At 35.6% G+C, this 21,825-nt stretch carries 16 protein-coding genes; 7 read left to right on the top strand and 9 right to left on the bottom strand.

Annotated elements, in window-relative coordinates; all coding sequences use genetic code 11:
- Positions 1-13: 13 nt before the first annotated feature.
- The 7 genes from CJF42_RS02740 to CJF42_RS02710 all read right to left on the bottom strand — a co-directional run bounded on the left by CJF42_RS02740 (position 14) and on the right by CJF42_RS02710 (position 11,090).
- On the bottom strand, positions 14-787 hold the full coding sequence (locus tag CJF42_RS02740; RefSeq protein WP_095365210.1) for a DeoR/GlpR family DNA-binding transcription regulator: 774 nt from the start codon (positions 785-787) through the stop codon (positions 14-16).
- A 127-nt stretch (positions 788-914) separates the two neighbouring features.
- Positions 915-3,320 (bottom strand): ABC transporter permease, encoded by a 2,406-nt coding sequence (locus tag CJF42_RS02735; protein ID WP_095365209.1) that lies wholly within the window; start codon positions 3,318-3,320, stop codon positions 915-917.
- A 19-nt stretch (positions 3,321-3,339) separates the two neighbouring features.
- Positions 3,340-4,035 (bottom strand): ABC transporter ATP-binding protein, encoded by a 696-nt coding sequence (locus CJF42_RS02730; protein ID WP_095365208.1) that lies wholly within the window; start codon positions 4,033-4,035, stop codon positions 3,340-3,342.
- Positions 4,036-4,067: 32 nt separating this feature from the next.
- On the bottom strand, positions 4,068-6,470 hold the full coding sequence (locus CJF42_RS02725) for an ABC transporter permease (RefSeq protein ID WP_095365207.1): 2,403 nt from the start codon (positions 6,468-6,470) through the stop codon (positions 4,068-4,070).
- 38 nt (positions 6,471-6,508) lie between these two features.
- Entirely contained in the window at positions 6,509-8,914 is a 2,406-nt protein-coding gene (locus CJF42_RS02720) for an ABC transporter permease (RefSeq protein WP_095365206.1), read from the bottom strand.
- Position 8,915: 1 nt separating this feature from the next.
- Entirely contained in the window at positions 8,916-9,644 is a 729-nt protein-coding gene (locus CJF42_RS02715) for an ABC transporter ATP-binding protein (protein ID WP_095365205.1), read from the bottom strand.
- A 189-nt stretch (positions 9,645-9,833) separates the two neighbouring features.
- Positions 9,834-11,090 carry an efflux RND transporter periplasmic adaptor subunit gene (locus CJF42_RS02710; protein WP_095365204.1) on the bottom strand — a complete coding sequence of 419 codons (1,257 nt, stop codon included), beginning with the start codon at positions 11,088-11,090 and terminating at the stop codon, positions 9,834-9,836.
- Positions 11,091-11,302: 212 nt separating this feature from the next.
- Here CJF42_RS02710 and CJF42_RS02705 point away from each other — a divergent pair, with 212 nt between their 5' ends.
- Together CJF42_RS02705 and CJF42_RS02700 are read left to right on the top strand one after the other, a co-directional pair.
- On the top strand, positions 11,303-12,670 hold the full coding sequence (locus CJF42_RS02705) for a sigma-54-dependent transcriptional regulator (RefSeq protein ID WP_095365203.1): 1,368 nt from the start codon (positions 11,303-11,305) through the stop codon (positions 12,668-12,670).
- A 45-nt stretch (positions 12,671-12,715) separates the two neighbouring features.
- Complete coding sequence (locus CJF42_RS02700) at positions 12,716-13,975, top strand: sensor histidine kinase (RefSeq protein ID WP_252097504.1); 1,260 nt, start codon at positions 12,716-12,718, stop codon at positions 13,973-13,975.
- Positions 13,976-14,049: 74 nt separating this feature from the next.
- Here CJF42_RS02700 and CJF42_RS02695 read toward each other — a convergent pair whose 3' ends face one another.
- Positions 14,050-14,736, bottom strand: a complete 687-nt coding sequence (locus CJF42_RS02695) for a helix-turn-helix domain-containing protein (protein ID WP_095365201.1) — start codon at positions 14,734-14,736, stop codon at positions 14,050-14,052.
- Between the two features lie 327 nt (positions 14,737-15,063).
- A complete protein-coding gene (locus CJF42_RS02690; protein ID WP_095365200.1) occupies positions 15,064-17,157 on the bottom strand; it encodes a winged helix-turn-helix domain-containing protein in 2,094 nt (697 codons plus the stop codon).
- A gap of 226 nt (positions 17,158-17,383) precedes the next feature.
- Here CJF42_RS02690 and CJF42_RS02685 point away from each other — a divergent pair, with 226 nt between their 5' ends.
- The 5 genes from CJF42_RS02685 to CJF42_RS02665 all read left to right on the top strand — a co-directional run bounded on the left by CJF42_RS02685 (position 17,384) and on the right by CJF42_RS02665 (position 21,799).
- Positions 17,384-17,575 (top strand): hypothetical protein, encoded by a 192-nt coding sequence (locus tag CJF42_RS02685; RefSeq protein ID WP_095365199.1) that lies wholly within the window; start codon positions 17,384-17,386, stop codon positions 17,573-17,575.
- Positions 17,576-17,678: 103 nt separating this feature from the next.
- Entirely contained in the window at positions 17,679-17,858 is a 180-nt protein-coding gene (locus tag CJF42_RS02680) for a hypothetical protein (protein ID WP_095365198.1), read from the top strand.
- 90 nt (positions 17,859-17,948) lie between these two features.
- A complete protein-coding gene (locus CJF42_RS02675; protein ID WP_095365197.1) occupies positions 17,949-18,974 on the top strand; it encodes a radical SAM protein in 1,026 nt (341 codons plus the stop codon).
- Positions 18,975-18,978: 4 nt separating this feature from the next.
- Positions 18,979-19,680 carry a hypothetical protein gene (locus CJF42_RS02670; protein WP_095365196.1) on the top strand — a complete coding sequence of 234 codons (702 nt, stop codon included), beginning with the start codon at positions 18,979-18,981 and terminating at the stop codon, positions 19,678-19,680.
- A 4-nt stretch (positions 19,681-19,684) separates the two neighbouring features.
- Positions 19,685-21,799, top strand: coding sequence for a peptidase domain-containing ABC transporter (locus tag CJF42_RS02665; protein WP_095365195.1), 2,115 nt, complete (start codon positions 19,685-19,687; stop codon positions 21,797-21,799).
- The last annotated feature ends 26 nt before the right edge of the window (positions 21,800-21,825 follow it).

Here is a 21,825-nt window from a genome sequence, read left to right as displayed (position 1 = left end):
CTTTATGGATAAACTATTCGTTCACATCGGCACAAATAAGTTCTACACCACAACCTTTAATCGCTTGGCGAATATCTTCAGCCAAATTGTTGTCGGTTATTAAGGTTGTTATTGTGTGCCAAGGTAATTCTAAATTCGGTATTTTTCGGCCAATCTTGTCAGATTCGACCATAACGATTACTTCTCTAGCAGATTCAGCCATTACTTGGCTTAATCCCATTAATTCATTAAATGTTGTCGTACCCCGGTCAATATCAATGCCATCGGCACCAATAAATAGCTGATCAAAATCATATGAGCGCAAAACTTGCTCTGCAACTTGCCCCTGAAAAGACTCAGAATGCGGATCCCAAGTTCCTCCGGTCATCAATAATGTGGGTTCATTTTCTAAAGATAATAATTGATTGGCGATATTCATGGCGTTTGTCATTACCAATAATCCGCGTTTATTGGTCAGTTGCGATATTAAAGCCGCAGTCGTTCGACCACTATCAATAATAATGCGATTATGATCTTTAATGAGGTTAGCAGCTGCTTTAGCAATTGCCATTTTTCGACGCGAAACAAGCGCTTGATTACTTTGTGCAACAATTTCTTGCGGCAGTGCAATGGCACCACCATAACGACGTAATAACAAGCCGCTTTTTTCTAATGCGGTTAAATCCTTTCGAATCGTAACTTCTGAGGTTTCAAATTGCTCAGCCAAAGCATCAACCGTTACTTCCCCCAAATCATTCACTTGACTCAGTATCGTATGGCGTCTTTGTTGGGTATTTCGTTTTGTCATTTGGCTACAATTAAGTTTCGATTCGAAAGAAAAGTGTATTTAAACAAAACTTAACTGAAATAACAATGATCTATTATAAAAACGGCGATATTTTTATAGTCGATCATATTTTTAGAGAGGTATCTCGTTACTCACTTCGTAATACGCTGGCAGGTCTTATATTGGCAGTGCGATAAGCAACCATAAATATAGTTAACTGAGTAACAGCCATAACAGCCAGAGATGCAACAACATATACCAGTGCTGATTGTGTAATTCGCACATTAAAATTATTAAGCCAGCTATCAATTAAAAAATAACTCAATGGAAAAGCAATCACGATACCAAAAATAACTAAGGCTAATGATTCTTTACTTAATAACGTAATAATACTGATACTTGATGCGCCTATTACCTTTCGAATAGCCACTTCTTTACTACTCAGTTGCGCTGAAAACACAGCTAAACCAAACATTCCGATACAAGTTAAAAATATCGCTAAATAACAAAAAACTGTCACCATACTTACCAAGCGAGATTCTTCAAAATAGAGTTTTGCATAATTAGCTGATACAGTTTGTATTTCAACAGGCGACATATTGAGCTTTTCTCCAACCAAATTGGCAATATCAGCTTTCACTTCGAAAGTTATTGGTTCATTGGTTTTAATTACAAGTGAATAAACACCACCTATCGGTAATCCACAAACAAATACTAAAGGCGCTCCTGTATGCCTAACTGAACCGACTTTTACATCTTTAATCACACCAACTATTTTCCCTGATACTTTAGCAGCAGGGCCCGCAGAAAAGATCCAAGTTTTACCTATTGCCTCATCAGCTGTGGCATAACCAGTGAGTTTTAAACTCGACTCAGGAATAATTATCGAAGCAGTTAAAGCCTCTCGATTATACCAATCAGATTGGTATTGTGTTGAAAAATCTCTACCTGCTATTAACTCTAAACCTAATGCAGCTACAGCATCAAAACCAACACCACCATAAGCCATACTCGTATTTGAGCTCTCAACACCTGCAATAGAATCAATGAAAAACCCAGCATTGCTGCTGTCAGTTAAATAAAAGTCGGAAGGCGTAACCACCGAAACGCTAGGCAGATTAAGTAAGGATTGATAAATACTTAAATCATTAATGTCGTATAATTTATTACTTGGCGCATCAGTAATTACTAAGCGTTGCGACTTTTGATAGTTAACCGGTAAGTTATTTAATAGATTCAATTGCTGACTTAAACTCAATACAGCAATTATTAAACTAATAGATAAAGCACACTGACACACCATAAGTGATTTACGTACTCTGGTTGCTGTTTTTCCTCGCTTAAAATCACCACTTAAAACACGTTTCACATTAAATGAAGCGATAAACAATGCAGGATACAAACCTGATAATATGCCAATAAAAAGCACACCAATAGAAATTGGCAATAAAAACTGCAACCAACCGTTCATCAATATTTCACGACCCACCAACTGATTAAAGCTTGGTAAAAATACCTCAACCAAGGCACAAGCAATTAAAGTTGCAAATAAAGTTGCAAATAAAACAACAATAATCGATTCCGCCAAGAATTGTAAAATAAGCTGAAGTTTATTAGCACCTAATACCTTACGTACACCAACCTCTTTAGCACGAGCACCCGCTTGAGCGATGCTCATATTGATATAATTAAAACAAGAGATCAGTAACAGCAGCAGGCTCAACATGATGCTGATTGTGACCGTTTTTTCTGAGCCGCCAGGTTTCATATCATTGTTGAAATTAGCCCCCAGATGAATCGACTTTAGCGGTTGTAAATAATAGTAATTATCTCGCCACTGCCATATATCAGCTATCAACTTAGTAATGCTACTCGCCACATTACTGACATCTGCATTTTCACTCGCTCTCACATAAGCATGAACCACATTACCTCTTACATTTTTATAAGGTGCAAAAGAAGTGAGTGATGAAAATTGAAAATGACTATTGGCACTTAAGTCTTCAAAAACAGCACCAATGGTTAAACGCTTATTCGTCTTGGCTCTTAATAAAGTTTGCCCAACGACATTAATGTCACCAAATAATTTAAGTGCTTCACTGTGCGATAAAGCAATGTAATTAGGCTGCGTTAAACTTTGCTTTAAATCTCCTGAAATGACATTTAAAGCAATGAAATCTCGAATATTATCAGTAACAGCATAATTAGCAGATAACTGATGATATTGCTCTTCTAGTTTAATTTTATCGTCAGTAAACATTTTAGTTTTCAGTAAATAAAAAACAGCTTCAACACCTGATGTTTTTTTGATTTTATCGTAAGCTTTTGGCGTACTTAACAGGTATTCATTACCGCTTTGGTTATCATGAAATACCATACGATAAGTATTGTTAGCATTAGGTTGAAAATGATCATAACCACTTTCATGTATCGCATAAAGCGCCACTAAAATTGAAGCCGCTAAACCAATGCTTAAACCTAATATGTTTAATGTTGTATGTAGCTTGTGCTTTCCAAAACTCCGAAAAGCCATTTTTAAATAAGATATGATCATTTTAAGCAATCTCTGTTGATTACAATACTTGCTGTGCTTTATCTAGCATGATGTGACCATCTAATAAACGTACCGTTCTGCTGGCATATTGGGCATCTTTTTCAGAGTGCGTCACCATGATCACAGTCGTACCTTGGGCGTTTAACTCTTTGAGCATATTCATTACTTCTTCGCCATTTTTAGAATCTAAATTACCTGTTGGTTCATCGGCTAATATAAATTTAGGATCAGCAATTAAAGCACGAGCAACAGCTACACGTTGTTGCTGACCACCAGATAATTGTTGCGGAAAGTGATCGGCTCTGTGATCTATCTCTACTCGCTTCAAAATAGCCTCTACTTTTTGTTTACGTTGTGCTTTTGATACTTTTAAATACATTAAAGGTAATTCAACATTTTCATAAACAGTGAGTTCATCAATTAAGTTAAAACTTTGAAATACAAACCCTATGGTGGTTTTACGCAATTGCGCTAATTTCTTTTCGCTATATTGAGAAATGTCTTTGTTATTACCATTATCAGTAAATTCATACTGCCCAGAAGTCGGCGAATCTAACATGCCTAAAATAGATAACAAGGTAGATTTACCACAACCCGATGGCCCCATAATAGCTAAAAACTCACCTTGTTCTACCGATAAATTAATATTATTAAGCGCTGTTGTTTCTACATCTTGAGTACGAAATACACGAGATAGTTGCGTTAATTTAATCATTATTTAATTCCTTTATTATTTTTATATAAATATTATTCATCGCGTAATATAAGTGAAGGACGAGTGCTTGCTGCTTTAAAGGCCAAGCTTGCTACGGTCAACCACGTAATAGCCGCCACCACTAAAGCGGCGAGCAGGTAAACCCAAACGCTTTGCTCTACACGTTCGTTAAAGCCTGCTAGCCAGTCGCCCACTAGCCAATAAGTTATCGGGAAGGCAAAGGCGATACTAATAAGCACCAAACCCAAAAACTCTTTTGACAGCAAATTAATAATAGATATACGTGAGGCACCGAGTACTTTGCGCATCGCCACTTCTTTTTGCCTTCTGATGGTTGAAAAAGAAGCCAAACCAAACAACCCTAAACAAGACAACACAATGGCAAGCAAGGCAAAATAGTACAGCAACTGCATAATGGTTTGCTCAACCCGGTACATATTGGCTTGATCTTCAGCCATTAGGCTAAATTCAGGTTCAGTGGTTAACTTAAACTCTGCCAGTAAGTTACTGAGAGGTGAGTACAATGCGTGTATAGCGGGTAGGTGGGTGTTAATCACCAAATCAACCCTTGACTGTGAGCTGTACCCACATGAAAAAGACAAGGGCAACCATTCATCTTTTGCCGAGCCTAATTTGAGATCGTTAACCACCCCCACAATGGTCGCCGTTACATTGCTATACACACTGGTAAGCGTTAAACCAACCACTTCATTTGGGTTTTGATACCCTGCTCGTTTGGCCATATTTTCAGTTACCATAATTGCCATAGCTTGAGGCGCATCGTCTGTTTTATTCGCCGTGGTAAAGTGCAACCAATCACTTTGATACTCAGGTGAGAAATCGCGCCCTGATACTAAGGTTAACCCTAAACTGTCTACCGCGTTAAACCCGGTGCCAATGGTTGGTAAGAAGTGCGACTCTTCATAACCATTTGGCCAGCGAAAATAAAAGCTTTCCATAAAAGAGTCGGTTAAGTCGGTGTCTGTGGTTGTCACTTGCACCACCCCGTTGAGTTTACGGATCTGATCAAGTATAGGGTGTGCTTTTACCATCATTTGGGCGCTACTGAGGTTTTTAACAACCACTCGGCCTTGACTTTGATACCCTACCGGTAGGCTTTGCAATAATGCCAACTGTTGCAAACACAGTATGCAGCCGGCAATTAATGTTACCGCCATGGCCGATTGAAAGATCAGCAGCGCTTTGCGGATCAGCCCACTGTTAGCCAAGCACCCTTGTAAAAGCATTTTTAAAGGTGCACGCGCAACTAAATAAGCGGGGTACATACCTGCTAAGCTACCAAGTACTAACACAGCCGATACAAACAGCAGCATTGTTTGGCTTTGCCAATACAGTTCAATAGGCCGCCCTGATAAATCACCCAGAGCGGGGGCCAATAATTCGACCCAACACACACTCAGCAGTGCCGCAAATACCATCATTAACCAAGCTTCGAGTAAAAACTGGCTGATCAGTTGCCATTGACTGGCTCCAAGCGATTTGCGAATGGCCAGCTCTTTTACTCTCAATAATAATTGCGACACCACCAAATTAATGTAATTAGCCAGCGCGATGGCCACCAATAACACACACAATACGAGGCTTAATGTCACTAGCAATGGCGAGCCACCGGGCTTTAACTCAAACGGTGAATGGGCATTAAAGTATATGTCTTTCATTAACACCAAACGATAAAACAACTGGCTGTTTTTAATGTTAAATTGGCGGATCAATGTCTGTGCCAGTTGCTGCTCTATGTCTTCGATATCGGCATTTTTATGAACTTTGGCGTAAATATAGCTCGCTCCTTGATACTCAGGTTTAGCTAAATCAAGAGACACTAAATTATGAAATAAAAAATGGCTGTTGTTGGGTAAGTCGGCAAAAACCGCCGCGACGGTGAAACGCTCGCCATCAATATCAAGTTGCTTACCAAGGGCAGGTGTCTTGCCAAACAAACGCGTTGCCTCACTGCGACTCAATGCCATGTGATTGGGTAAGCTTAACGCCGTAGCTATATCGCCATGTAAAATGTTTAACTTAATGAATTGCAATATATTGTCAGAGGCTCCATAGATATTACGAAGCCTGAGAATTTGCCCATCCACTTTAACTTGATCGCTCATGTAATCGCTGTCTATCACGTCGGTGAGATAAAATAGCGACTCAACGTCGGCCCGCTCAGTGAGCGTTTGTGCCACACTGATTTGCGTAAGTGGAACTTCTTTTAAGCCCGGTACATTCACATCAACCTGCAAGCGATACACCCGTTGATGATCTGGCTGGTGTAAATCAAAAGACTGCTCATAATGGGCAAATAAGCCCACCAATATCGCCGCCCCTAGGCCAATACTCAAGCCAAGTACATTAAGAGCACTATTGAGTTTGTAGTGATTAAAAATACGCAGTGCTGTACTCAAATGGTGGATAAACATAATGCTTGTAACCTTATTCTCTGGGTATAAATTAACTTTTACTCATCACGCAAAATCAGTGAAGGCCGTGTACTGGCCGCTTTAAACGCTAGGCTAGCGACAGTCAGCCAAGTGATTGAGACTACACTAAAGGCAGCTAAAACATACACCCTAAATTCTTGTTCAATACGGTCATTAAAGTTAGCTAACCAATCGCCAACTAACCAGTAAGTGAGTGGGAAAGCGATCACAATGCTTATTACCACTAAAACTAAAAACTCTTTTGCAAGCAGGTTCATTATGCTTAATCGCGATGCTCCTAGCACTTTGCGCATCGCCACTTCTTTTTGTCTGCGCAAAGTAGCAAAGGAAGCTAAACCAAAAGTGCCTAAACACATTAGAAAAATAGTTAAACAACTAAAAATAGTCACCATATTTAATGCTCTGTGTTCATTTTTATGGGCATTAGCATAATCATCTGTTAATTGACTAATCTCTACATCACTTAAATGTAGATCCTTACTTATTAGTTGCTTTAACTGCTTACTCAATATAGCTATATCGGCACCACGCGTTTTTATTACCAGGTCACTGGTCACACTGACATCAAAAAAACCTAAGTTGAGTGACATAGGTAATACTTGTTGCCGTGCGGAGCCAATTTTGACATTTTCGATAACACCAACCACTTTAGCTTTCATATTGCGCATTTGCTCTGTAAGCGTTAACCCTATAACCGAGTTAATATCTTGATAACCTGCTAATTCAGCCATACGGCGACTTACTATGACACTGACGTAACGAGTTTTATCTTCAGTCCTGTAATACCAATCACCACTAAATTGTGGGGTAAAGTCACGGCCTGCAAGTAATGTTAGCCCCATCGTTTCAATGGGATAGTAACCTGTTGAAATAGTCGGTTGCATTCCCTCAACCCTCTGGCCATTTGGCCAAACGAAATTCAAATTAAATTCCATATCGTCAGTTACATTGGTATTAGAGGCTGTTACTTGTTCAACACTGGGTAAGTCTTTAATCGCAGCGAATAAGCTATTGTTCGCTTGTTGATATATTGCCTCGCTCGGCAGAGATTTGACGATTAACCTTGATGACTTTTCATAACCGACATCCAATGCATTAATTAGCTGTATTTGCTTATATAAAAATACTGCTGCTATGATTAGACTGATAGATAAAGCCGCTTGAAAAATGAGTGTTAATTTGCGAACAAAAATTGCTGTGCTACCACGAACTAAATCACCATTGAGTACACGTTTAGCGCTAAAAGATGAAATAAACACCGCTGGATATAAACCAGAAAGTAATCCTACGGCGAGCATAACAGCAACTATCTCCCAAATAAAAACAGCGCCAAAATCTAGGTAAAGCTCCCTGCCCATCAAACGGTTAAAGTCAGGTAAGGTGAGTTCAACTAGCGCAAAAGCCATCAGACCTGCAACTAATACCACCAAAAATGATTCTGTTAAAAACTGTATTATAAGCTGTGTTTTACTTGCTCCTAATACTTTGCGTACTCCTACTTCTTTAGCGCGTTTTGACGATTGGGCAATAGCTAAATTAATAAAATTGATACTGGCAATAATGATCAAAATAACACTTAACCCTATGCTTATTTGCAGCACTGTTGACGAACCGCCGCTTTTCATTGCAGCAGGATCATGACTTTTAAGGTGTAAGTCTTCCATGTTAATTAATGCCATATTGACGTTTTGCTTTGCTTGCCAAGGACGAATAGCGTGGCTTTGTGTTATCAATAGCTTAGTTAGCTTCGGTAAGTCTGTACCTTTGTGTAATTTGTAATAGGCATAGCCGTTACCTTCCTGCATTAATTGGGTTGGCATATTCATTAAGCTATCAAACTTAAAGTGAGTGTTTTCAGGTAAATTGGCAAAGATAGCGCCTATGGTGTATTGGCTTTTATTATAATTTACTGATTGACCTATCACTTTAATATCACCAAATATACGCAAAGCCTCTCGCTCACTCAGTGCCAATAGGTTGGGCTGTGATAATGTTTTTGAGATGTCGCCAGCAAGTGTTATTAAGTTGACAAAATCAAGAATATTAGCCGATGCCATATAAAAATCATTTAACCTGTGATTAACGCCACCTACTGCAACTACGTTGCTCAAGTCCTGACCAATGAGTTGGGTATTAGTAAGTCTGAATATAGACTCTACCTGACTATTACTTTTGATTATTTCAGCAAGGCGAAAACTACTAATAGATATTGTTTGTAACCCTACTGCGGTATAATCTGTGTGTGCAAGATACACTCTTTCACTATCAGGCTGGTGTTTATCATAAGATAATTCATGCTGAGCAAATAGCGCCATTAAAATAGCCGCGGCAATACCTATGCTAAAACCGATTAAATTAAGAAAAAAATGTTGCTGATCTTTTCTTATCGCCCGCAGTGCAGTCTTCAAATAATTGAAAAGCATACTAAGCAACCTCAACCTGAGCTGGTTTTATGCTTTGCTGTAAACTATTTGTTTTATCAACCATCACTTGTCCATCAAGCAAGCGTACTAAACGGTCGGCATAGTTACCTTCTTTTTCTGAGTGAGTCACCATAATAACGGTAGTGCCTTCGCGATTAAGTTCGCGTAACATGGTCATGACTTCATCACCATTTTTCGAGTCTAAGTTGCCCGTTGGTTCATCGGCTAAAATAAATTTAGGATCAGCAATTAAAGCCCGTGCAACTGCCACTCTTTGTTGTTGACCACCAGATAGTTGCTGTGGAAAATGATCGGCTCTATGATCTATCTCTACTCGCTTCAAAATAGCCTCTACTTTTTGTTTACGCTGCGCTTTTGATACCTTTAAATACATTAATGGCAGCTCAACATTTTCATAAACAGTAAGTTCATCAATTAAGTTAAAGCTTTGAAATACAAAGCCAATGGCCGTTTTACGCAATTGCGCTAATTTCTTTTCGCTATATTGAGAAATATCTTGGCTGTTACCATTATCAGTAAATTCATACTGCCCAGAAGTCGGTGAATCTAACATGCCTAGAATAGATAATAAGGTAGATTTACCACAACCTGAAGGTCCCATAACAGCCACAAACTCACCTTCATTAACGGTTAAATTAATGTTATTTAGTGCTGTTGTTTTAATATCTTGTGTACGAAAAACACGGCTTAAGTTTGTTAAATTGATCATAGTTTCTCTTCCTTAATTTGGCTTTATTCTTAGTTTTTGTATGATAGTCATACCAATCGGATTAATGCCCTGATATATTATTTTTCAATATCTGGCACTTCTATTTAATGGTTACGATTTACTGATGACGGCTAGATAAATATTGCTATTAAATTCGCTGCAAAAACAATCTCGAAAGTTAAACAGCCTCTAGTCAATATGCAACTGTTGCGCTTTATCAAAATTTCCATAGCTTGAGGTAATGACCTTGTCACCCGCGATTAGTCCCTCAAGTACTTCAAAGTAGTGTTGATTCTTTTTACCAAGACGAATATCACGACGAACCGCTTTATCGTTACCCTGCTCCATTACATAAACCCAATTACCGCCTGAGCTAGAAAAAAATGCACCTCGGTTAAGTAATAATGCGTTATCTTTATTGCCACCTAACATCAATTCAACATTTATGCTTTGGCCACGTTTAATGCTGCCAACCTCTTTTGGTAGGTCAACTTCAATTTGAAATTGCGATTGGCTCACTCGACTATCTATTTTGCTGACTTTAGCTGTTATGTGTGATGTTTCTAGTTCTACACGCACAGCCATATCACGCTGAACTTGGTTTAAATAAAACTCATCAAGCCTTATAACTAATTTGTATTCGTTAGGAATGTCGATTTGCCCTAATCGTGCACCACGATTTTTAGATTCACCAATTTCTACATCAAGTTCGCTTAAATACCCAGATACAGGCGCTTTAAGCAATAAGTTATCAAGGTTATTACGAGCAAATTGTAAGTTTTTCTCAAGCATTTTAGCGCTGTCTTCCAATTGTGCTATTTGCACCTTACGAATACTGTTTTCTTGCTGTTGACGTTCTAAAGTCAGCTCTTTTCGTGCTTGGTAATAAGTTAAGTCTTGATTAATTTCATCTAAACGATCTTTTGCTAATACACCACTTTTAACTAAAGGCTCTGATTGTTTTAAACGGCGTGATAAATGTGATATTTGCAGTTCGATTTCCAATAAGTCGCGACGTAAATTTAAGCGGCTAGTTGCCATATTCATTTGTGTATTACGTAAAAAGTTAAGTTGCTCTGTTACTTGTGCTTCTCGACTCATAACATCTAGTTGTAAGTTGGTATTGCTTAAACGCACTAAAGGTTGGCCTTTTTCAACAAAGTCACCTTGTTCAACCAAGCGCTGCTCAACCTGACCACCCGCGATAGAATCTAAGTAAATCGTTGTTTTTGGTACTACCTGACCACGTAAGCTTAACGCATCTATAAATGCACCTTGGCTTACAGTGCTAATTGTCACGCTTTCGATATTTATATTTTGACTGCGCCCGCCCGATTGATTTGATGAAAAAGCGTAGGCAGCGACACTGATAACCACTATCACAACGAAAAAGCTCACTTTTTTAAAAACAATTAAGCTTTTAGATCTTTCTATTTTTTTATCCAATTCACTACTCCAACAATCACGTTTAATAATCTAACTATTACAATTGCCGTGCCATATTTTTTTATATTTAAATTCAATAAGTTAATTAAAACCGTACTTGACAATAAATTTAAAGTGTCCACCTATAGAACAGTTAAACGTCCATTTATGGACACTTTTAAATAAGTAAGTTAGAGTAAAAAGGAAAGTAATACTTATATTTAAGGATAAAAATGAAAGCGCCTGGCAGCATTTTAGTGGTAGACGATAACCAAGATATTTTGATTGCGGCAAAGTTATTACTTAAAAAACATTATGAAATTATTAAAACCACAGATACCCCCACTAAAATAGAAAGCCATATAAAACAATTTGATCCCGATGTGATTATTTTAGATATGAACTACAGCCAAGACTCAGTGAGCGGCAAAGAAGGATTCTTTTGGCTTAATAAAATTTTGAGTATTAATCCCAATATTGTCGTGATCATGATGACAGCTTATTCAGATATTAAATTAGCGGTTGATGCTATAAAATCTGGCGCATCTGATTTTGTTGCTAAACCTTGGCAAAACGATCAACTTTTAGCAGCTGTGGCAGCTGCTTTTAACCATGTAAAAGCAAAAAAACAAGTTGCGCAGCTAACGCAAAAAAATCAAGAACTAAACCAAGTACTACAGGGCCACGAACACGCTTTTATTGGCCAAAGCCCGGCTATGAAAACCGTATTTAAAACCATAGAAAAAGCCGCAACAACCGATGCTAATATTCTTATTTTAGGTGAAAGTGGCACAGGTAAAGAACTCGCTGCTAGAGCCATACATCAAGCAAGTTTACGTGCAAATAAGCCTTTTATCAGCTTAGATATGGGTTCGGTACCTGCCAGTGTATTTGAAAGTGAGTTATTCGGTCATAAAAAAGGCGCTTTTACCGATGCTAAAACCGATAGATTAGGCCGCTTTGAATTGGCCCATTCTGGCAGTTTGTTTTTAGACGAACTTGCAAATTTACCGTTAAACCAACAAGCCAGTTTACTTGCTGCATTGCAAAACCGACAAATAACCCCTATTGGCGGCTCAAAAGTGGTTGATGTCGATATTCGTTTAATATGTGCCACTAATGATGATTTGCATCAAGCAGTTGAAGAAGGCAGGTTTCGCCAAGATTTACTTTTTAGGATCAACACAGTGACAGTGCACTTACCTGCGTTAAGAGAGCGCAAAGAAGATATTCCTTTATTAGTGAATTATTACCTTGAACATTATGGCAATAAATATAAACGTGAACTCAGTATTAGCAAAGATCATATGGCTGAACTATCTCAATACAATTGGCCTGGAAATGTAAGAGAGTTAGCGCACACTATCGAAAGAGCTGTTATTTTAAATGAAGGGGATTGTTTAGATATAAGCTCTGTTATGAATATTTCAAAGCCTAAAAACAGCACTGATGACATAGTAGAGTTTAATTTAGAAACTGTAGAGCACAACACCATACGTGCAGCATTAAAACACTTTCAGGGCAATGTAAGCCATGCTGCAAAAGCACTAGGTTTAACGCGAGGCGCTTTATACCGTCGCTTAGATAAATACGGTTTATAAAATATGAGATTAAATTCGCCCATTATATTTATAATCAAGCTTTTGATGTTTTCCGTTTTATTATTATTAGCAGGATACAGCTGGCAGCAATATGGTTTATCTGCTGTATTTTTAGTAACTGGTTTACTGGTGATTTTTGCAAGTTATATACTTTACCAACAACTTGTACAGCAGCAACAAACCACTAAAAATATTATTAGAGCATTAGCAAACGGCGATGTCACTTTAGGTTTACCTTTACACCATGAATTACGTTCACAGTTTGATCAAGTGAGAGTGCAAATGAAGTCTGCTCGTTTTGCTGAACAAAAACAAATGCAGTTTTTACAGGCGTTATTATTGCATTTAGAGCACGCTATTTTAGTAATAGATGATGCGGGTGAAATAATACAAAGTAATCCAGCAAGCGAGAGACTATTAGGGAAATTACCGAAAAATATAAAGCAGCATATACAATTAGAATCTTTATTAAATGATATGGAAAACCAACAAAAATCGACTTTAGAATGGCATTATGGCGAACAAAGTGATGTTTTATCTGTACATTTAAGCCAAGCTATTATTCAAGATAAGCAATTAAAAGTAATCAGTATTCAATCTATTTACACTGCATTACAAGCAAAAGAGCAACAAGCTTATAAACGATTAACCAAAGTATTAACCCATGAAATCGCCAACTCAATTACCCCTTTGGCTTCTTTAGCTAAAACCAGTCAATCACTTATACCTGAATCAAATACTTTTGATGATCCAGAAGATAAGGAAGATCTCAATTTAGCATTAACAACATTAGCTAACCGTAGCCAACATTTAAGCGATTTTATTGCCCGATTTAAAGAAATTAACAACTTATCAGCACCACAATTGAGTTCTGTAAATTTAGAGTGTGTTATTGAACAAGTACTCACTCTATTTAAACAACAAGCAAAACAAAACAATGTAAACTTCACATTCAGCTCAACACAAAATGTATTAATGATGATCGATACTTCTCAGGTAGAGCAAGTATTGATTAATCTTATTAAAAACGCACTAGAAGCAATAGAGAATAAGACTATCAAGCAAATAAGTCTTAATTTAAGCCAAAATCATTTAAATCAAGTTATACTCGATATCACTGACAGCGGAACAGGTATTGAATCACATGTGTTAGATATGATATTTGTGCCATTTTTTACCACAAAACAACAAGGATCAGGTATTGGCCTGAGCCTCGCTCATCAAATAATGGTGCAACATGGCGGTGACTTAACCTATATAAATAAACCGGAAGTTGGCGCATGTTTTAGATTGACGTTTAATTAGCGATGGCCCTAAAAGAAGAAAACCTAAAACATATGCTTGCTTTAGGTTTTCATATTTAAATACTATTCAACTAACTACATTAATAACTGACCATTTTGAACACATTTTACTATTGCTTGCTGTCGATTAATGCTATCAGTCTTCGTTATACAGTTAGCTAAATGAAAATCCACAGTTCGTTGACTTATAGACAGGAGCTGACTAATTTCCCAAGACGTTTTACCATCTGAGGCCCATTTTATGCATTCCAATTCTCGTTTAGTCATTTTATTAGGTGTAATTGCAATATATTCTTTATACTTATTATAGATAAATGAAGATAACAACACCCAAAACAAGCCAACTTTTTCAATCATATCTAATTTAAAAGCATCACCTGATATATCGAAAATTAAACAAGCTGATTCACTACCGAGTCCTTTAATAGGAATAATTAAATGCCTTTCAATAAATAGCTTATTATAAAAAGAGGACTCTTTTAAAGTAGGCTTGCTATCCAATAATTTTTGATAAGTTATTGGAGAACTTTCACTTAAGCAATAACGCTTAATATATTTATCTACTGAAATAAAATTTATTAACTTTTCAGGTATATTTCCGTAAGCTTTAATTCGATAAGTTTGATTTGGGTTTGGTTCAAATATTATTAACCCAGCCCATTTATAGTTATATCTTTTTTCAACTTGCTCAAAAAAAACGGCTAATTCTTTTTCTGAGTTAATAAAGTTGATTTGCTGAATCATCATTTCGATATTATTCATATTAATTTTTACCTAAAGCAAAAAATAAGCCTGAATGGCTTATTTAAGTTAACCCTGCTTTTTCCCGTGCTCTTTACATGTCCCCGTAATCTTACAAAGACTAAAAGGTGTAACAACATCAGACTCCGAAGTTGCAAGTGAAGATCCTGAAAATAAACATGTAATTGAAATAAGGCTAACTATATATATACGTGATAGGTTTAATGATTTCATTTTATCGTATCCCTTCGTTTAATGAGTATTGAAAAACAAAAGTTACTTTAAATTAACATCAGCAGAAAACAATAATAAAAATGTGACTTTTAATAGAATCACACAAAAGTCACATTATAAAATAGATAGTTTAAGTACTAACGACCCTTTTATGTCTTTTTGTGAAAACAAAAAATGATTTGTTGCGGCGTTTATTGCAAAGAATGGCAAAACATTATCATAATCATAGGATTTACTATATTTACGTACATCTGTCATGTCACTTATATCTAACTGATGAAACGTAGTAGTTACTAAATCATGACTGCTCCAATATATAGAACTTTGATTTGTATCCCAAAATGTATCAGGCTCAGGAGATAATTGATAGTTAAGCGTTATCACTTCTTCTTTTTGCACGTCATACCAAAATAAACTTCCCGCAGTATCCGCGAGTATATAACTATCATTAAAATTGCGAATTGAGCGATACCCTTTAAACAATACTTTTTTTGCGGCTGACTGGATGTCATATTTAAAAATTTCCCAACCGCTAAATCCTTTTACTGAAAATAATATACTTTGGCCATCTAAAGTAAAGATTGCATCTCCAATATAGTCATCTCCAACTGTAATATAAGTTAACAGATTGGTTTTAGTATTTAATAATGCAAACCTTTCATTTATTTTAATTAGCTCTAAATCATTTTCAGAAGATGAATCAATTATCCTTAAGGAATAGTTTGTCTCTAAATACGGTATAGATTTCTTTGTTAATGGGTCATATTTAGATAACTCGGTTTGATTTGGGTTAACAACTAAAGCGAGATAATTATTCGATTGATAAGTAATAAATTCTATATTATCAGGTGTATGAAATACTTTATTGGTTGCCCAATTACTCATTGGTATCTCTTGTTCAATAAATAATTTTTTTTGTGTTTTTTCTTGCATTAATAACAAGTTGTGACTGTCAATAACAGATACAGCTGTTATGTTAGGTATTTTTGTCGTTATAATTTTACGATTACTATTTTTATAGTTTAACGAATATATTCCATCTTGATCTAGTAATAACAGATTATCATCATCAAGCCAGTTAACCTCTTTGATTTGCAACTTTTGAGAGTGACGAAAAATCACATCATCGTTTATTAAATCAATAATTCGTATTTCATAATTTTTATCATATTTTAATGTTCTTAAAACCACCATAAACTGGCCATTTGGCGAAATACCGCCTCTAATATCCGAATATGATTCATCTATACTTGATGTGACTCTAAATATACTTTTTGTAACTAAGTCATACTTGAAAATATATACAGGCTCATTTTTATTTTTTTGCCCTGAAAAATAAACTTTATCAGTCTCATTAGATGTAAAAACATCACCCATAAGATAAAAATCATCAATAAGCTCAATAGATTCATATGTATTTTCAGAGCCCTCTAGAGATACTGCACTTAAAGATGAGCTATTTTCTGATAAATCAGAATAAAATAAATATTTATTATCTCGAGAAAAAGCTAAAGAAAATGGGAAATGAACTTTATGCTTTATTGCTATAAAATCATGCTTATTATGGCGTTTAATAAATACTTGATAACCAGATTCAGTTCCTACTTTTCCTGAGAAAGCAAAATACTTATTATCAGAGGATTGTTCTATAGCGATTTTACTTCCAGGAATAGTAGAGATGATTTTTTGTGAAGTTTTAAAACCAGCTTGATAAAAAAAAGTAAAATATGAGCCAAATAAAAAGCATATACCTAAAAAGATAAGCATAATATAACCGAAAGGAGCGTTACTCCTTTTTGGTGTTAACTTCACATCTTGGCTTTTAAGTTCAAAAGATTGGTTTTGAGATTTTTGAGTAAACGAGTTTAAAGTTTCTTGTTGCTCTTTAGTTTGCTCTTTTTGAAGAAGTTGAACTGAACAAATCAGTTTATACCCGCGTTTAGGTAATGATTGAATATATTTAGGTGATTTATGATCATCATTAAATAACAATCTTATTTTACTAATGATTCTTCTGACAGCAGCATCAGATACACAACGGTCTTTCCATACATTTTCATGTAATTCCATCATCGAAATATATCGTTCTTTATTTTCACAAAAATACATTAATACAGACAATACTTTAGGTTCAAGTATTACATCATTTCCGTCACGACTTAATACCATATCCTCTATGTTTAATTTGTAACACCCTATTTTTATCACTACATCGCCTTAATTTACCCGAAAAAGATACTCCCCAGTATCAAGTCTGATAATAACTGAATCGCATTTTATTTACTACAAAACATATAAATCAATGATAAATAAAGAAGTTACAATATAGTCACACATAAATCACGGGTAAATTATTGCTCGTTTTTTATCTTAATTTACATTCGTAAGTAATATAAGAAGTAAAAATAAGACTTAATCAAAGAAGGGAATAACTATGAAAAATCCAAACCTGAATACTAATACAACCGTAAACGCAATAAGAACCACTGATGGGTTCATCGAAATTACCAGTTTAGAATTACTCGATGAAATGGTTGGTGGATTAATAAATCCAGAAGCCGCTTTATGCCAACTTCAGGAAGATGAAATCAATACTACAAAATATTCCGTAACTGAAGCAATTTAGAATAACCTGATATATTTACCAGTTTTGTAAAAAATTTAGATTCTGCATAATTATCTCATCCTTTATTTGGATCTAAAACATAACTAATAAATAGGAATATAAAATGACTGATAAATTTGAAAATATTGAAAGCGAAGAGATTAAAGTAAATGAGAATGGTGAAGTTGAATTAAGTGAAGAATTGTCAACTGCAGTTTCTGGTGGTTTTGATCCTGAGCAGGATGAAGAATCAGAAGGTAGTAATGGTATTTGCGGAATGGGTTGTGAAGAGAAACAGAAGTAAACTAACAACATCACTAAATATAAAATTTAAGTGTATTTACTAACGGTAAATACACTCATTATTAACTTATGGTCATTGGAGGTTTTAGTCGTGGGGAAAAAAACAAAAGGTTTTTCAAGGCATGCTCTTGCTAGCGGGCTTAGTGCCAAAGAATTTCAGTTAATTCTATTTCCAACGGAGCAGTGTAATTTTCGTTGCGTCTATTGCTATGAAGATTTTGAAAAAGGAAAAATGCCAGAGTGGCTTGTTAATTCAATTAAAATTTTTATCGCTAATAAAATACAAAATTTAGATAAACTAACTTTATCATGGTTTGGTGGTGAGCCATTATTAGCTGAAGATGTAGTTTTCGAAATTGCTGAATATGCCAATGAATTAGCAAATAAATATGGTTGCAAACTAACAGGTGATTTAACCACTAATGGATCTTTATTGACACTTAAAACGCTAAAGCGTTTAGTGGCACTCAAGCAAGATTTTTTTCAAATTTCTATTGATGGAGATAAAGAATCTCACGATCAGACCAGAGTAACTCGTAGTGGTCACGGCAGTTTCGATAAAGTTTGGACCCGATTAGTAGATGCAGCCGGAACAAATCTTGATTTCAATATTTTGTTGAGAATTCATGTTACTGATGTAAACCAAGATAGCGTACTTAATTTTTGTAAACGTTATGATGAATCACTTGCATCAGATCCTCGTTTCAAACTCTATTTTAAAGCGATTGAAAATCTTGGTGGTAATAATGTTGACAAAATTGGCAAATTAATTGGCAAGCGAAGTGCCAGAGAGTTTGCTGATATGCTAACGCGTAAATATGAACAAAAGAGTGTCGATTTACAGAAAAATGGTCATTACATCTGTTATGCCTCTAAACCGAATTCTCTTGCAATTAGATCTGATGGTTTATTAAACAAGTGCACCGTTGCATTAAAAGACGATGTAAATGCAGTTGGAAAGATTAATCCTGACGGAACATTAGAAATTAACAACCAACGCTTCAGCACTTGGTTGAAAGGTTTCACTACGCTTGATAGTTGGCAAATGGGATGCCCGTTAAGTTATATGAATAACAATTCATCTGTGGGTGATATACAATTCAAAAAAGTAGGCTAACCCTATGTCAGTCATTAATATGTTTCGAAAAGAGGCATTGCGTCATCAGTACAAATCTCAAGAATTTGGTCATTCGGTTATAAAACAGCCTGGCATTATTAGTAAGTCTATAATTGGTTTGTGTCTCATTATGCTAATTGGTGTTATATGTGTTCAATTTATAACTCTAACAACTAATCATACCTACAACTTACAAATAGCTGCAGAAAACTATCAACCTTTAGTCATGTCAAAAGCTGTTGTTATTACCGAACAATTGGTTGTTGAAGGTGAAAATGTCAATAAAAACCAGCCTGTTGCTAATTTAAATATTATTGATGATCTAGGTAAATTAAATAATAGCCATTATTTACGTGCGTCTATTTCCGGTTACTATTTTCAACCTCAGACAGATTCAACGATTATTCCCGCTTTCAAGCCTATTGGTTATATATTGAAACATACCGCTTTAAATGATTTTTCATTCTGGTTGCAGCAAAAACCTAAAAACCCTGTCAAGGTGGGTGATATTGTTACTCTCATTATCGATGAACAATTAATAGAAGGTCGAATCTCTATGATCCTTGGGGCATTTAATGAAAGGAGAGGCCAAAAAATATCAGTTAGGTTAGATAATACCAATCACCTTTCATTATTGTCACCAAAATCTAAACTGAAAATATTACTTAAACAACAACCTAAAACGATTGCGCAGTTATTAAGGTAATATGATGCAGCTTACAGATTATATAGATTTTAAGTCGTCAAAACTTCCGGTATTTGTTCAAAGTGAAGTGGCGGAATGTGGCATTACCTGCCTTGCTATGATCGGTTATTATCATGGTTACAAAATAAATATGTTAGCCATGCGGCAAAAATATCCCGTCGGTATTCAAGGGATCACCGTAAAACAAATTCTAAAAGTTGCTGATGACATAGGTTTATCAGGGCGCGTACTAAAATTAGAATTAGGGCAATTAGCAAAAGTAAAAGGTCCTGCTATCTTGCATTGGAACTTTAATCATTTTGTGACTTTATGTTCAGTTAATAGAAATGGCGTTATTATTCATGATCCAGCGAAAGGTAGAGTAAAACTAGATTGGAATCAGCTATCTGAATCATTTACAGGTATTGTTATAGAGTTAACACCCTCTTCAAGTTTTGAACAAAAAGATGACAGAGTTAAAATGCCTTTAACAGCCTTTATTGGAAAAGTGGAAGGGCTTGGTGCTTCATTATTGAAAATTTTTGTTATTGCTATTATTTTACAATGCTTATTCTTAGCTGCACCTTATTATATCCGTTTAGTGATAGATCAGGGGATCCCCTTATCTGATAACAACATGCTTTTGTGGTTATTAGGCGGCTTTATTGCCATTACTTTACTAACATCTGCAAGCAATGTTATTAGATCTGCTGCTATTTTATATTTAGATAAGAACCTTGGTTTTCAAGTCAAAGCTAATATTCAACGTCATTTATTACATTTACCTATGTCTTTTTTTGAAACCCGCCATATAGGAGATATTAAATCTAGATTTGAAGCTTTTAATGAAGTACAAAGAATGATCAGTCGCGGGTTTATCTCTGCTGTGGTTGAAGGGTTGCTAGGGATCACTACCTTAATCATTATGTATAGCTATGAACCTTCTCTTGCAATCATATCTCTTTCTTTTTTATTACTAACTTTAATGGTTCGTTTATTCTTAACTAGCAAAGAAAATAAACATTTAGAGCAAGCATTAGCTAAACAAGCAAAAGAAAATAGTCATTTTATAGAAACCATTCGCGCAATCATGCCAATTAAATGCTATGTAAAAGAAAGTGCTAGACTTTCTTCTTGGCTCAACTTGTTTGCCGATACGACCAATGAAAATATACAAAGAGAAAAAGTTATAATTTCGGCTGAAATAAGCCAAGAATTTATCAGTAAGTTAGATTATCTCATTATTATTTTTTTAGGCGCATTATTAATTATTGATAATGTTTTTACTGTTGGTATGTTTATCGCTTTTTTAGCTTATAGGCAGCAATTTAGTAACAGTGCACAAACTTTAGTTGACCAATTATTTCGCTTTAAACTTGCATCCACTTATTTACGTCGCATGTCTGATATTGTTCTTCAGGAACAAGAAACTGACAATAGCACTCAACCCTTAATAAAAGACAATATCAAAGGCCATATAGAAATACGTAATTTACATTTTAGGTATAACCCATCTTCAAATTGGTTATTTCAGGGGTTAAGTTTTGAGATAAAAGCAGGTGAATCTGTCGTAATTACAGGAAGATCAGGCTTAGGTAAATCGTCACTATTAAAACTAATGACTGGACTTATCAATGCCGAACAAGGCGATTATTTTCTCGATGGCCAATCAATCAAAAGTATAGGTGTTCGTAACTTCCGCTCAATGTGTGCTACTGTTATGCAAAACGATCAACTTTTAAATGGATCTTTAATCGAAAACATCACTTTCTTCGAGCCTACACCTAATTTAGACAAAGTCATTGAAGCTGCAAAAGGTGCCTATATCTGGCAAGAAATTCAAGCTATGCCTATGGGTTTACACTCTCAAGCGGGTGATTTAGGAAGTGCCTTATCTGGAGGGCAAAAACAAAGACTGCTATTAGCTAGAGCTTTATACAGCCAACCTAAAGTTTTATTTTTAGATGAGGCAACCAGTCATTTGGATAGTAAAACAGAAGTGCATGTAAATCAATACCTAAAAGAAAAATGTATCACTCGCATAAGTGTTGCTCACCGTCAAGAAACAATCGAAAGTGCAGATAGAATTATCAATTTAGAAAGCTTAATCAAAAATAATAAAATTGAACTAGCTAGCTAATAAAACTAGTAATAAGAGTCTATAAA

It is taken from the genome of Pseudoalteromonas sp. NBT06-2, assembly GCF_002276045.1.
In the GTDB taxonomy this organism is placed as follows: domain Bacteria; phylum Pseudomonadota; class Gammaproteobacteria; order Enterobacterales; family Alteromonadaceae; genus Pseudoalteromonas.
Note: the sequence above shows the minus strand (reverse complement) of the source record. Positions and strands in the feature narration are given on the sequence as shown.